The following is a 14,063-nucleotide window of genomic DNA, read 5'->3' on the forward strand; positions in this document are numbered from 1 at the left end:
AGTCTCGGTGCTATTTTTCTTCGCGATTGTCGTGTTGCTGCCAGTGCAGCAACTCGTCACGGGTATCAATATCAATAGCGGCATTAGGCATTACAACGTGGCAGATATCAAATCTATCGTCGGATAATAAGCGTTTAGCGCCACGGTCGCCGCTCAGTTGTTGCAGTTGCTTAAAACTATGAGGGGGGAAAATTGCCGGTACCCCTGGGCTATTATGATAGAAAGCGCAGCTAATATTATCCCCGGTATAGGCTTGTAATAAACGCTGTAAATCCTCCGAGCAGAGGGCAATTTGGTCAGCTAATAAAATGAGGATGGCATCGTAAGAATAGTGTTTGTCGAGGTATTGCACGGCAAAGGCTATCGAGCTGCCGATGCCTTGCTGCCACTGACGATGGTGTATGACGCTGCCATGATAGTGACTCTTTGCCAGGTAATGGCTGATGTCCTCATGCCAGGCTCCGGTGACAATATGACAATGACTACCGGTAATTGTATTGGAATGGTTGATTGCATGCTGCAATAAGGGCTGTTGGTTGAACAGGGCCAAGGCTTTGCAGCCGTTAAATCGACTGCTGGCGCCGGCGGCGAGGATGAGGGTGCCAATGGATGCCATCTGCAGACCTTAATATATTGTATTTAATGATAAAAGAAAATATTTTCCGACAGGAAATAGCCTTAACTATAATAGAGAGTATTGCCAGTAAGCGGCAAGCAATATTAATTCGTCGAGCTAAGTGCTCAATGTTAGTAGCTTTATCCCGTGGTAACCAATTACAATAGTCTCCGCAAATAATTCGAGCACAGCAAATTGATATTGCCGTCTCTCAATAATTGTCACACTCTGGAATCTCATGAAAAATACCTGTGCCGCACTGCTTATTCTTTGCAGTCAACCGCTATGGGCTATCAATAATATTGATAGCAGCTTAATGCTAACGGTAGAAAACCCGGATCAACGTATTGTCGTCGCTCAGCAGGATGCCAGCGATGCCGATGCAGTCGAAGCCGAGCAGCACACTATCGAAGCCAGTGACGATGTGGCGGCGGAGATGACGCTTAATATCAGCAATAATACCTCACCCTGGGAAGTAACGTTATTCGATAGTAACCCCAAGGAAGATCAGGAGAGATTGTGGTCGCAGACCAAGTTGGTGTTTGGCTTGGCCCTGGGTGTTGCCGGTACTATTGCGCTGCTGCCGGAAGATGTTTCAAATTGGGCTTCCAGCGACGAGGGCATGGGCGAGAAGTGGTGGAATAACGTCAGCAGTGGTCCGGTCTGGGATGAGGATGACCTGTTTCTCAACTACGTTGGCCATCCGTATTTCGGTGGTGTCTACTATATTACCGCCCGTTCTTCAGGTTATAACGAGTGGAACTCTTTTGTTTACTCGTTTCTGATGTCGACGTTTTACTGGGAGTACGGTATCGAAGCCTTTGCCGAGGTGCCGTCTATTCAGGATTTAGTTGTTACCCCGGTTGGCGGTTGGCTTTATGGTGAGTGGGCCTACCAGCAGAAGCTTGGGCTGGAAGAAGAAAAGATGGTTAACGGAGAGCTCAACGGTTGGCAGTCAACCGGTTTGTTCTTCCTCGACCCCGTTGATGCGATTGCCAAGGGCATTAACAATGTTGCCGGCGGCCAGGTGATTAAGAGCGGTACGGCGACGATTATGACTCAGCCAGCATTTTACCAGCCGATGCGTGGTGAAGAGCTGCAGGATTATGTTGGCTTTGCTATTAACCTAGAGATGTAGACCAAACAATGAAAAAAATTATTGTGGCGCTAGCGCTATTACTTCCTGTTTTTAATGCCGCCAATGTACTGGCCGATGAAGTCACCGTGGCCAATGTGGAGCTATCGGGTTCGCTGGGCTATTACGATGCGGATGACTCCCAGGTCAACGATTACGGCACGATGTTTGGTACCGGTATTGGTATCAACTTTAGTGATAGTTGGGCGGTATTGTTAGAGTACAGTGCCTTGGCCTATGATGCGGAAATTGGCATCGATGACGTACCTGCCATTAAATATCACATGACCAGCTATCACTATCTGCCGCTGGGCTATGACTTCTCGCTTTACGGTGTGTGGGGTATTGGCGAGGAAAAACGTGAGGAACTCGGTGAAACGATTACCGATACTCAAGGGCATTATGGTGTGGGCATTCGCTACCGAGTGAATAAAAACTGGGCAATACGGACTGACGTAAGAGATTTTTATAATTTTGATAGTAACTTTCATGAACCGGCATTGACTATGACCTTAGCCTTCAGACCGGGTAAGGGTGACGGCCGTTAACCGGTGAGACAGGCAATAAAAAAGGGCGAGTCATCGCCCTTTTTTATTGTTTAAAATACTGCATATTGAATGTTAAGGCTTATAAATAAGGGCTGAACAGTCGCGTAATACCATCGCGAAGTTGCTGCAGTTTTGGTCGTCGATTGAGGTCCTTCAGTGTGTAGTGCTTAGCCCGCGCGATTTTTTGATCGAATAGCTGATGGAGCTGTTCTGTAATTTCGCGTCCCGATAATTCGATATTGAGTTCGTAGTTTAAGCGCAGGCTGCGCTCATCCCAATTTGCCGAGCCGATAGAGGCATACTCGGCGTCAATCAGCATCAACTTGGAGTGATCGAAGGGGGGTGGGCTGAAATAGAACTGGCATCCCCGCGCTAACATATCGTTCATACTACCGCGCAGCGCCCAATCCATATAACTGTGATCGGAGCTGTCCGGCAGCAGGATTTCTACATTGACACCTCGAAGGGCAGCGGAGCAGAGGGCGGCGCTGATGGGGGCATCGGGCAGAAAGTAAGGTGTCAAAATTCGAATATGGTGATGGGCGCTGTTGATGGCGTTAAGGAAGTGCCAACGCATTCTCTCTTCTTCGAAACTGGGGCCATCGGCAATCACCCGGCCAATACAGTTGCCAGCCTCAATAATATTGTCGCTATACCAGATGTCGTCGGTGAGTTTTTCTTTGGTGGTAAAAGCCCAGTCGTTGGCAAAGGTTTCCTGTAGATAGTTGACCAAATAGCCTCGCACCAGAAAATGTAAATCAATGACGCCACCGTCGCCGTATTTTTCCGGCCAATACAGTTGGCTGATATTTAAGCCACCGGTAAAGGCTGTTTCGCCATCGACAATCAGCAGTTTTCGGTGGTTTCTGAGGTTTGAAAATTGCGTCTTGATCAGCACGCGCATAAATACCTTGGCCGGTATTTTGTGTTTTCTTAATGTCTTGATAACGGTGTTACGGCTTTTGTGTGAGCCAACGGCATCGATTAGTACGCGGACTTCAATACCTCGATTTTTGGCGGCGATCAACGCCTGACAAAATGCCATGCCGGTGTCGTCATCATTGAAAATATAACTGAATAAACTGATGGATTTTTTTGCTTGAGCGATGGCGGCCAACATTTGAGGGTAGGCTTGATCGCCGCTGTTGAGGATGTCTATCTGACAATAGTGCTCAGCGGAGTAACCCAGATTTTTCCCGGTGGTGCTGATTGCCAGCCATTTACTGTCGCGCTTTATACCGGAGTTTTTAGCGGTGATAGTGTTTAAATCGATTTTTGTTTCAGTGAGACGAAAATCCCCTTTGCGAAATTTTCGGCTGAGGCGATTGACCCCTAAACAAACATAGAGAATAGAGCCGACTAAGGGGAAAATAACCAAGACACCGCGCCAGCCGAGGAATAAATACATCAGCGCCGATAGGCTGGGTGCCAGCAAGATAAAGGTGAGCCAACCGAAGGCGGAATAAGAATTACGCTTATAGATAACCGCATGAACGCTGGTCATCAAACAGAACGTCGCCACGGCGCTGAGTAGTAATAATTTCTCGAACGAAAAAACAAACTGGCTCTCTGCAAACATAGTAAACCCTGTGATTAATCGAGGCGTTGCTTAAAGCGAAGCAATGCCAATAACATGGTGACGATAAAGAAACCGACTAAGAACATCATATCACTGTGGATATCACTCAGTTCTGCTCCGCGTAAGATGACGGCGCGAATGATGCGCATAAAATGGGTCATCGGTAGTATTTCTGCCAGCCATTGGGCCACCTTCGGCATAGCGACGAAGGGAAACATAAAGCCGGAGAGTAGCAGTGAGGGTAAAAAGAAAAAGATAAACATCTGCATCGCCGCCAGTTGATTCTTCGCCAGTGTCGACAGCAGTAAACCAAAACCGAGGTTGGCAAAGATAAACACGGTACAGACCAAGAGTATCAGCGACAGGCTGCCAACAATGGGGACATCGAACAACTGTTGCCCGAGCAGCAATATTATCAGCGTTTGAATCAAGCCAATAATGACATAGGGAATGAGCTTGCCGGTCATCAATTCGACCGTTTTAACCGGTGTGGCGATCAGTAGTTCCATATTGCCGCGTTCCCGCTCTCTGACGATGGCGATGGAGGTGAACATGGTCATGGTCATGGTGAGAATAACGCCGAGTAATCCGGGTACGGTAAAGAGTTCGGAACGCTGTTCGGGGTTGTACAGTAGTTGCACCGAGATTAACGGGTTTAACTCGGCTAACGAGATCACTGCCCCCGGTTGAAACGGCATCGAACCAAGTGATTTTAACGCGCCAGCCAAGACCGTATCGGAGCCATCGACTACCAGCTGTGCTACGGGCTCACCGGTACCACTGTAGAGTCTTTGCTCGGCGTCGCGGGGGATGAATAAACCGGCGGCGGAGGAGCCGTTGCGAATGCTCTCCATCATTTCTTCTGGGGTGTTCATCTGTTGTTTGACCACGACCACCTGGGTGGCCTGAATATCCATAATCAGCTGGCGTGAAAAACTATTCTCGGCCTGGTCGACGACGGTGATCGGCACATCGCGAATATTGGTATTGATGGTATAGCCAAACAATAACAGCTGGATCAATGGGATCATGATGACCATACCAAAGGTTAAACGGTCGCGTCGCAACTGAATAAATTCTTTTTGGCAGACGGCCCATATTCGCCACAGTGAAGCGCTCATCCGTCACCTCGCGTAGCGATAACAAAAACATCTTCCATCGAGGCCGGTATTGAGTCGACACGATAGTCGTTGCCGATTAATGCCTGTACATCGCAGGCGTCCATAGTGGATTGCTTATCGACCAGCAGGCGCAGGTCGAGGCCTACCTGAGTGACGGCATCGATATCGTCATGGGCTAATAATAGCGGCCGTAGGCCTGGGGTATTGTCGCCCTTGATCAAATATACTGCGGCATTGATATTGTGTTTCAGTGTTTGCGTGTCGCCGTCGGCGACCATCTTACCGTTATCCATAATGGTGAGATAATGGCAGCGTTCGGCCTCGTCCATCAGGTGGGTCGACACTAATACGGTGGTGCCTTGATCGGCTAGCTGAAACAGGATCTCCCACATCTCACGTCGAGTGTTAGGGTCAACCTCGGAGGTTGGCTCATCGAGGATGAGTAATTTGGGGGATTTTAAAATAGCAGCGGCGAGGGCCAGTCGACGTTTCTGACCACCGCTCATCGGGCCGACAATGGCGTGGCGAAATTCTAGCAGGCGAAAGGTGGCTAACACCTCGTCGATACGCTGTTGCAGTTGTTTTTTATCGATGCCGTTGACCCGGCCTAAAAACTGCAAGTTTTCACTGATCGTCATGTCTTCATAGAGCGAGAAGCGCTGGGTCATATAGCCCACCTGCAGGCGAACTTGCTCAGCGTCTTTGGGTACGGCCATGCCGAGTACTTTAACGCGACCTTCGGTGGGCGTTAACAGGCCACACATCATGCGAATAGCCGTGGTCTTGCCCGAGCCATTGGGGCCGAGAAAGCCGTAGACATAACCGCGAGGAATCTTCATCGTTAGATTGTCGACGGCGGTAAAGTCGCCAAACTTTTTGCTCAGGTTTTCAACCTCGATGACATATTCTGGGCTGGCGGCCACACTCATGGCTTAACCATTTGCAGTGGTATACCGACAGGCAGAGTTTGGGCATCGCTATCCAGCAGGTCGATCTCGGCGATATAGGATAAGCGCGCTCGATTATCTTCAGCCATGGCGTAATAAGGGGTGAAGGATGCCTGGGAGGCAATATAGCGAATGCGACCGTTTAGCGTGGTCTCTCGGCCATCAATCTTAATGCTGACCTCATCGCCGATGGCGACCTGGCTGAGCCAGGGCTCGGGCAGATAGACTCTAGCCCATGGGGTATCGCCGGCCAGCAAGGTAGAGATGATGGCCGAGGTAGGTGGCTTATCGCCTAACTTAAATGGCAGGCTATCGAGTCTGCCGGCGCGTTCGGCGGTGACGATATAGCGGCTCAGTAATAGTTTTCCGTAGCGTAGGGCGGCGTCGGCGGCGGTCAGTTGCGCCTGTGCTTGCTCGATTTCTTCTGTGCGGTAGCCGGCTCTTAACGCATGCAGTTCTTCGCTGGCTTTTTTCTCGTTGGCGACACTGCTCTGGTAGCGGTTGTCAGCACTGTCGACATCGTTTTGGCTGTTGAGATTCTTGGCTCGCAGTTCCAGTTGCCGTTGGTAGGTTCTGTCTTTGGTGACGCGGTCGCTGGTGGCAGCATTGAGGGCGGCCTCAGCGGCGGTTACCCGCTCAGTACGATAACCCGCTCGTAGCTTTTCTAGCTGCCATTGGGCGACGCTAACATTGGCCTCAAGCTGCGCCACTTTGGCTTGTTGCAACAGCGTGTCGAGTTTGAGTATTTGCTGGCCCTTCTCTAGCTGATCACCTTCGGCGGCATAGATTTCGACGATGGCTTCTGAGGCGATGGCGCGGGCATTGATTCGGTCCCATTCGAGGGTGCCGAGGGCCTGTGGCTGCTCATTTGAGCAGCCGACAATGGCCAGGGTGGTAACAGTGAGGAATAGATAGCGCAGCATCGGGGCATCCCTGTGGCGAGTAGCAGAATGTTTAATTATATAATAATAGCCGCAATACCAACCCAGAGCATTGAAAAACAATGAAAAAGCACGATTACATGATCATCGCCTAGGCAGCCTCGCCGAGAATACCGCGGCCAAGGCAATAAACAGTGCCGATACCCAGAGGCAGGCAACTAAACCGTATTGTTGAAATAGCCAACCTGACAACAGCGTGCCGATCAGTCGGCCCATGGCATTGGCCATATAGTAAAAACCGACGTCGAGGGAAACGGCGTCGCTGTTGGCATAGCTAACGATGAGGTAACTGTGCAGTGATGAGTTAATGGCAAAGACGACGCCGAAGAGTATTAAGCCCGCGAGCAAGCTTGTGAGGGGTGCAACATCGAGGGTTAAGGCGATGGCGATTGCCGCCGGTATCGCCGCTAAAATCAACGCCCAAGAAAGCGCCGTCTGCCCGTCGGCTGTCGCGCCTGTTGTGCGACTACCGGTAATACGGGGGGCGATGGACTGCACCAAGCCATAGGCGATAATCCACAGGGCGAGAAAGCTGCTGACCGACCAATGGCTCCAGCCAAATTCGCTGGCCAAGTATACCGGCAGGGCGATGACAAACCAGACATCGCGGGCGCCGAATAAAAAAAGCCGCGCCGCCGACAATAGATTAATTGCTCGGCTCTTGCTGAAGATATCTTTGAATTTAGGCTTGAAGCTCGATTTGCCCAAGTCCTTTTTCAAAAAAATAACACTGCTCAGCCATACCATCGTCAGTGCGATCAGCATCACTAAAATAGCGTCGTGGAAACCGATCAAGCTGAGTAGTGCGCCGCCGAGGAAGAAACCGAGGCCTTTTAAGCTATTTTTCGACCCGGTTAACAGCGCCACTAAGCGATAGAGTTTGTCCTGAGCGTTATCGTCAACGAGTAGTTTGACTGACGACTTTGCACTCATCTTATTCAAGTCCTTGGCAACACCGCTCAGCGCCTGCGCCGCCATAACCCACGCCACAGTGAGTTGTGCGCTTGGTACTAACAGCATGCTTAAGGCGGCTAATTGCAGGCCGAGACCAATATTCATCGTCCGGTTGAGGCCAATCCTAGCTCCCAGCCAACCGCCGACAAGATTGGTGACAACGCCGAAGAACTCATAAAAAACAAACAGCATGGCAATGGCGAGGGCGCCGTAACCGAGCTGATGAAAATGCAGCACAATCAGCATGCGCAGGGCGCCATCGGTCAGGGTAAACGCCCAATAATTACCGGTGACAATGAAGTATTGTCGCAGCGGTGATGCCACGGCAGGTGTTTTAGCTGAGATCATGTTGTCGATGTCATCGTGGTTACTTGGCCTGATCCATTTGGCCTACCATGCGAGCCAATTCGGCGGCGCGATTGGCGTAGCCCCACTCGTTGTCATACCAGACATAAAGCTTGAGCTGGGTATCGTTGATCACCATGGTCGACGGCGCATCGATGATGCAGGAACGCGGGTCGGTCTTATAGTCGATCGATACCAGCGGCTTGGTCTCGTAGCCTAGAATACCCTGCAATTCGTTGTTGGCTGCGTGTTCAAATAGCTGGTTAACCTGCTCGACACTGACCGGTTGTTCCATCTCGAAGACGCAGTCGGTCAGCGAGGCGTTGGCCAGCGGAATACGTACTGCATGGCCGTTGAGCCGGCCCTTGAGCTCGGGGAATATGTGGGTGATGGCGGTCGCCGAGCCGGTAGTGGTCGGGATCAGACTCATGCCGCAGGCACGGGCACGACGAAGGTCTTTGTGGGGGGCGTCGAGAATGGTCTGGGTGTTGGTAATGTCGTGAATAGTGGTCATCGAGCCGTGCTTAATACCGATGCTCTCATGCAACACCTTGACCACGGGGGCCAGGCAGTTGGTGGTGCAGGAGGCGGCGGTGACAATGCGGTGTTGGTTTTTATCGTATAGCGCATCGTTAATGCCTATGACAATGTTGAGCACACCGTCTTCTTTTACCGGTGCCGTGACGACAACACGTTTTACCCCTTGATCAAGATACGGCTGCAGCAGTGCCTTGGTTTTCATCACCCCCGAGGCCTCAATCACCACGTCGCAGTCGGACCAATCGCTGTCGTTAATCGCACGATTGGCGCTGTAGGCGATGCGTTGCCCGTCGACCACGATGGTGTCGCCCTCGGCCTCGGCCTGATGATGCCAGCGACCATGCACCGAGTCGAAGGTGATCAGGTGCGCCTGGGTGGCGGCATCGCCGGCGGGGTCGTTGATGTGGACCACCTCGATATCATCGTGGTCGAAGATGGCGCGGAAGGTGAGCTTACCCATGCGGCCAAAGCCGTTAATGCCTATTTTGATGGTCATATAATCCTCGGTGTCGGCGCTTAAGCTGACGGCTGAACGTTGCTTATTAATGAGTGTAATAATAGTCGATGACAGTTGTGCGTTTTCAACCGGCTGCGACGCTAACAGCAGTTGTTGGCCCGCTCCGGGCGACTGCCCATGGCTTCTAGGCGAGTGATGCTGGCGGATAAGTAATCGGCGTTGGCGGCGAGAGTGTCAGCCAATACGGCCCCGGCCCAGGGGGCGAGGCTGGGGTTGATGCGGTAAAACACCCACTGGCCCTGACGTCTGTCGGTGAGCAGCTCGGCCTTGCGCAGTTGGGCGAGGTGACGGGAGACCTTCGGTTGGCTGAGCATCAAGGCCGCGGTGAGTTCGCAGACGCAGATCTCGCCCTCGCGCTGGATTAACAGCAGGCTGGCGAGACGGGTATCGTCGGCGAGCAACTTATAAAACTGGACGGGATTCATCGATGGGCGACCTGTAAGAAACATACGAAAAATAGTATATATGTTTTTTCATATGTTTCAAGCGGGCGCTAATGCTTAAAGAGTAGCGAAGACTAATCTTTGAGCAGCATTGATACCAGCATATCGGCATGGGCCTCGACCATTGCTTCTTCCTGAGGGTCGACATTGAACAGCAGCTTGCACTCAGGGGCGAAGGAGAAAATAGTCGAGCTGGCACTGACCATGATGTAGTACCAGTTGATAAAGGCCAGCTCTTCGATGCCCTGAGTATCCATCACCAGTTTCTTAATGCCCTGTGTCGCCGGGCCAATATGACCTTTGATCAGATAGCGAATACGCCAGCTATCGTTGGTGGCCTCCTGGCTCATGATACGGCTGAGTATCGGGTTGTTGGCATGGAAGCGAACATAGTAGCGAATGAGAAAGCGGATGCTCTCGTAATCGGATAGGTCTTTGAGGATTTCTAAGCGCTGATCAAACTGGTGTCGCATATTGCCGAAGGTCTCGTCAACAGCACTCATCCACATGGTTTCCTTATCGCTGAAGTGGTAGGCGAGGATGCCCCGCTTCACATCGGCGCTATTTTCGATGTCTCGAATAGAGACGCCGTCAAAACCCTGTTCGGAGAATAAACGTGCCGCTGCTTCCAGCAACTTAGCGCGAGTGACCTCGGCGCGCTCTTGCGTGCGACGAGGGCTCTTTTTTAAAGCAGGTGCTTTGGCGGTTGAAGGCATATTTTGGCTTATCGGCTAAACAACAGAATGAAGAGTGCTGATTATAAAGCATCTCGCTTATAGAGAATACTGCTATTAAACTTGTTGACGTGCAAGTTTATTAGTAATATATTTTGTTCAGTAGCAAAATAAGTGTCGTCTATATTTGTGGTGATACATATTTAATGTCGTTGTAGAGTGATTTTGGCTCGGTCGTTGTTGGTTGATTACGACGAGTCTTATGTTGTAATTAACACTACTGCGCGGAATAACATAATAATAAAGCCCTGTTGGAGGGATTATCCTTGAGCATTAAAATGAAGATGAAACCATTAGCGCAGAGCGTTGCTGTTGCCACCCTGCTGATGTCTGGTGTTGCCGGTGCGGAGCAATTGCAATTAGAAGAAATTGTTGTCACCGCGACGAAACGTTCAACAAATTTGATGGAAACATCGGTGGCAATCAGTGCCTTCGATAGCAGCACTATCGAGGATTTGGGTATCAAGGATGCTCAGGATTTGGCGGTTAATACGCCATCGCTATCGGTGGCGCCGAGCCGTGTCAGTATCCGGGGTATTGGCCGGACTAACTTGGCGCTGGGCTCTGACCCCGGTGTTGGCCTTTATGTCGATGGTGTGTATAGCACTGAGACCGATATGTTTGGCGCCTCTAACTTCTTAGATGTCGAGCGTATCGAAGTGTTACGTGGCCCGCAGGGTACCTTATACGGTCGTAACTCCGTCGGTGGTGCCATCAACTTTATTAGTAAGACCCCCAACAGTGAAGAACTAGAAGGCAAGGTTTCCGCCGAAGTCGGTAACTATGATTACACGGTCTATCAAGGTATGGTCACCGGCCCGCTGACTGACAAACTATCGGCCATGCTAGCGCTATCCACCATGGATCGCGGCGGCTTGCAGGAAAACGAAGTCAACGGTCAGAAATATGACGAAGAAGCCAGTGACTATGTGTCGTTGAGCCTGCAGCACATGACGACCGATCGCTGGATGAACACGCTGAAGGTCTCGGTTCGTGATTCCGATAAGCGTCGCTCGCAGCCCTATGTTATTTCTCCCTATTCAAGGGATTACATCCAACCGGTATTCGACCAAGATATTGGTAACTTTAGTAACTTCCCCGGTTTATTCCCCGGCCAAAACGCCACTAACCCGACCCAGGGCTACGATCGTGAGAACCCTGCTGTCCGAGATATTGATAAGGTGGCGGTCGATTTCACCCCGCGTGAATCGAATAAGCGTAAGTCGGCCACCTTTATCAGTGAATTCGATTTCGATGACTACCAGTTGAAGTACACCGGTGGCTGGTCGAAGTTCGAATACGATGAAGACTATGACAACGATGGTACCAACGCCGCTAATTCCGGTTTGAACTGGGATAATATTAGTTACTATGGCGTCGCCCCAGTATCGAGTTTTAATGGCGGTTACGCTTTAACCCCGTCATTCCAAACCCGTCCGTTTGAACTGGCGAGCACCACGCAGTCACATGAACTACAGCTAAGCAGTCAGTTCGATAGCGCCGTTAACTTTATCGGTGGTTTGTATTACTACAACAGTGAAGAGACGCAATCGCTGCAGTTTCTCGAGCATAACGATGGCCTAATGGCGACCTATGCGCTTTATGCCGGCTCGACTCGCCCAGTGAGTGCAAATAATATTTTATACAGCGGTGAATCAGAGCTCGATACCACCTCTTATGCCGCCTATGGTCAGGCTGATTGGGATATCACCGATGCCACCAAGATTACTGCCGGCGTGCGTTACTCTTACGATGAGAAAGACGGTGGCGACGAGACCTACGCCCAGTTTGTCGGCGATCCGGCCGACCCGTATGTGACCCATGAGCAGAAAAAAGATTGGAGTAAAGTGACCGGCCGTTTGGGTATCGATCACAGTTTATCTGAAAACCACTTTGTCTATGGTTTTGTCGCCACCGGTTACCGTTCCGGTGGTTTTAACCTGATGGCACCGTCAGAGACCAGCGAAGTCGATACGGTTGAGCCAGAAGAATTGCTGTCCTATGAAATCGGCTACAAGGGCGGTTTTATGGATAACCGCATCAACTTGGCCACCGCTTTTTACTACTATGACTACCAAGATTTACAGGTACTAAAGGAAGATGTTGTTGGTGGTGTACCGGTTAAGACTTTCGAAAACGCAGCCGATGCAACAGCCTGGGGTATTGAGGGCGAGTTAACCGCCCTGTTGACTGAGCAACTGATGCTGACAGGTACCTACTCATATAACCAAACCGAGTTTGGTGATTATGAATCTATCGATAGCACCGCTTGTGCTCTAGGGCCAGAGGCTGCCGGTAACTCCGGCGCTGCGTTATGTACTGAACCTACCGACTTGACGGGCAATGAGTTTGCAAACTCTCCGGCGCATCAGGCATCGGTTAACCTGATCTATAACTGGGAATTGCTGGATTTAGATTGGCAGGCACTGGTTAGCTATCAGTACACCTCCGAGCAGTATTCGTCGGGCTTTAACGTCGATGAATATGACTTGATCGACAGCTATGATCGTTGGGATGCACGCATGACCATGGGCTCTGCTGAGCAGACCTGGTTGGTCACCGCTTATGTGAAAAACATTACCGATGATCGTAATGTTACTTTCCAGGGCCGCCCTAGTACGGTCAGTCATACAACATCGGCAGCACTCACTGATCCACGTTTGATTGGTCTTAAGTTGGACTATAACTTCTAATCCCCTTGCTTCTTTGCTGGGCTTTGACACGCCAAAGCCCAGTCGAGAAGCTTTTTTATTCTTATTCATTTTAATCGTTTTTTGTTAGCGCGATTTTTCTTTTTTCTTTTTTTATATTTCGGGATTAATGCTGTGTTTAAATTTGACCCTAACCAAAGTTATCAAATGCCCGCGCACTTCGGTCCACGCTACATCGGTGAAAAGTCCAGTGGCTGGTATCACGATGTCACCATGATGATGGTGTCCTATCGTACCGACAGGGAAAAACTGGCCGCCTATTTACCGGCGCCCTTCGAGGTTGCCGAAGAGGCTATTATCACGGTCTATTACGCCTGCAATAAGCAGGTGGATTGGCTCGCCGGCCATGGCTATAACATGCTGGGCGTCAACGCCTCGGTGGTTTATCAAGGTGAAAAAGAGCAGTTGAAGGGCTCTTATTCGCTGGTGATTTGGGAAAATCTCACCGACCCCATATTGGCGGGCCGCGAGTTGCAGGGCATCCCTAAAATATTCGCCGACATCCCCGATCACAGTGTGTTAAATAACGATTGGCAGTGTAATGCCAGCCACTTTGGCCACAAAATAATTGATCTAGGAATTACCGATTTACAGCCGGTGAGTGCTGCCGATATCGCCGCGCAACAAGAAGCCAATGCCGATAGTGACAACCCCATGGGGCTACGTTATATGCCCGCAATTGGTGGTTTTGGCCCGCCGGCGATCAATCAGGCCGTCACATTTCCGTCTAAGAGTGAGTTCAGTGAGGCCTATATTGGCACTGGTCATATCGATTGGCAGCAACTCACCTGGGAGCAAAACCCGACCCAGTTCCATATCGTCAACGCGTTGAAAGATCTGCCGGTACTTGAAATGCTGCCGGCCATCGTCACGCGCGGGAAAACCAATCTGATTTTACCCGAGCGTTGGTCTCGTCCCCTGGCATAAAAATA

13 protein-coding genes are annotated in these 14,063 nt (G+C 50.6%); 4 read left to right on the top strand and 9 right to left on the bottom strand.

Translation table 11 applies throughout. The features are described from left to right. Positions 1-10: 10 nt before the first annotated feature. Entirely contained in the window at positions 11-616 is a 606-nt protein-coding gene (locus L9P87_RS11140; protein ID WP_237444819.1) for a nucleotidyltransferase family protein, read from the bottom strand. 238 nt (positions 617-854) lie between these two features. Between L9P87_RS11140 and L9P87_RS11145 the strand changes: the two genes are divergently transcribed. Both L9P87_RS11145 and L9P87_RS11150 read left to right on the top strand, forming a co-directional pair. After that, a complete protein-coding gene (locus L9P87_RS11145) occupies positions 855-1,754 on the top strand; it encodes a DUF3943 domain-containing protein (RefSeq protein ID WP_237444820.1) in 900 nt (299 codons plus the stop codon). An 8-nt stretch (positions 1,755-1,762) separates the two neighbouring features. Further along, entirely contained in the window at positions 1,763-2,299 is a 537-nt protein-coding gene (locus L9P87_RS11150) for an outer membrane beta-barrel protein (protein WP_237444821.1), read from the top strand. Positions 2,300-2,378: 79 nt separating this feature from the next. Here the strand turns inward: L9P87_RS11150 and cls are convergent, their stop codons facing one another. From cls to L9P87_RS11190, 8 genes are all read right to left on the bottom strand, one after another. Beyond that, complete coding sequence (gene cls / locus L9P87_RS11155; RefSeq protein WP_237444822.1) at positions 2,379-3,878, bottom strand: cardiolipin synthase; 1,500 nt, start codon at positions 3,876-3,878, stop codon at positions 2,379-2,381. Positions 3,879-3,892: 14 nt separating this feature from the next. Beyond that, positions 3,893-4,999 (bottom strand): ABC transporter permease, encoded by a 1,107-nt coding sequence (locus L9P87_RS11160; protein ID WP_237444823.1) that lies wholly within the window; start codon positions 4,997-4,999, stop codon positions 3,893-3,895. Continuing rightward, positions 4,996-5,928 carry an ABC transporter ATP-binding protein gene (locus L9P87_RS11165; RefSeq protein WP_237444824.1) on the bottom strand — a complete coding sequence of 311 codons (933 nt, stop codon included), beginning with the start codon at positions 5,926-5,928 and terminating at the stop codon, positions 4,996-4,998. Before L9P87_RS11165 ends, L9P87_RS11160 begins: the two co-directional genes overlap by 4 nt. Continuing rightward, on the bottom strand, positions 5,925-6,869 hold the full coding sequence (locus tag L9P87_RS11170; protein ID WP_237444825.1) for an HlyD family secretion protein: 945 nt from the start codon (positions 6,867-6,869) through the stop codon (positions 5,925-5,927). Before L9P87_RS11170 ends, L9P87_RS11165 begins: the two co-directional genes overlap by 4 nt. Before the next feature lie 102 nt (positions 6,870-6,971). Further along, entirely contained in the window at positions 6,972-8,189 is a 1,218-nt protein-coding gene (gene arsJ, locus L9P87_RS11175; RefSeq protein WP_237444826.1) for an organoarsenical effux MFS transporter ArsJ, read from the bottom strand. A 19-nt stretch (positions 8,190-8,208) separates the two neighbouring features. After that, entirely contained in the window at positions 8,209-9,222 is a 1,014-nt protein-coding gene (locus tag L9P87_RS11180) for an ArsJ-associated glyceraldehyde-3-phosphate dehydrogenase (RefSeq protein WP_237444827.1), read from the bottom strand. A gap of 101 nt (positions 9,223-9,323) precedes the next feature. Continuing rightward, a complete protein-coding gene (locus L9P87_RS11185) occupies positions 9,324-9,668 on the bottom strand; it encodes a metalloregulator ArsR/SmtB family transcription factor (RefSeq protein ID WP_237444828.1) in 345 nt (114 codons plus the stop codon). A gap of 92 nt (positions 9,669-9,760) precedes the next feature. Next, on the bottom strand, positions 9,761-10,402 hold the full coding sequence (locus L9P87_RS11190; protein ID WP_237444829.1) for a TetR/AcrR family transcriptional regulator: 642 nt from the start codon (positions 10,400-10,402) through the stop codon (positions 9,761-9,763). 284 nt (positions 10,403-10,686) lie between these two features. Between L9P87_RS11190 and L9P87_RS11195 the strand changes: the two genes are divergently transcribed. Further along, complete coding sequence (locus L9P87_RS11195) at positions 10,687-13,113, top strand: TonB-dependent receptor (RefSeq protein ID WP_237444830.1); 2,427 nt, start codon at positions 10,687-10,689, stop codon at positions 13,111-13,113. 165 nt (positions 13,114-13,278) lie between these two features. After that, the gene (locus L9P87_RS11200) at positions 13,279-14,058 is read left to right on the top strand and encodes an acetoacetate decarboxylase family protein (protein WP_237444831.1); all 780 of its coding nucleotides are present in this window, start codon (positions 13,279-13,281) and stop codon (positions 14,056-14,058) included. Positions 14,059-14,063: the final 5 nt, after the last annotated feature.

The sequence above is a fragment of the Sinobacterium norvegicum genome (assembly GCF_923077115.1).
GTDB classification, from domain to species: Bacteria; Pseudomonadota; Gammaproteobacteria; order Pseudomonadales; family Sinobacteriaceae; genus Sinobacterium; species Sinobacterium norvegicum.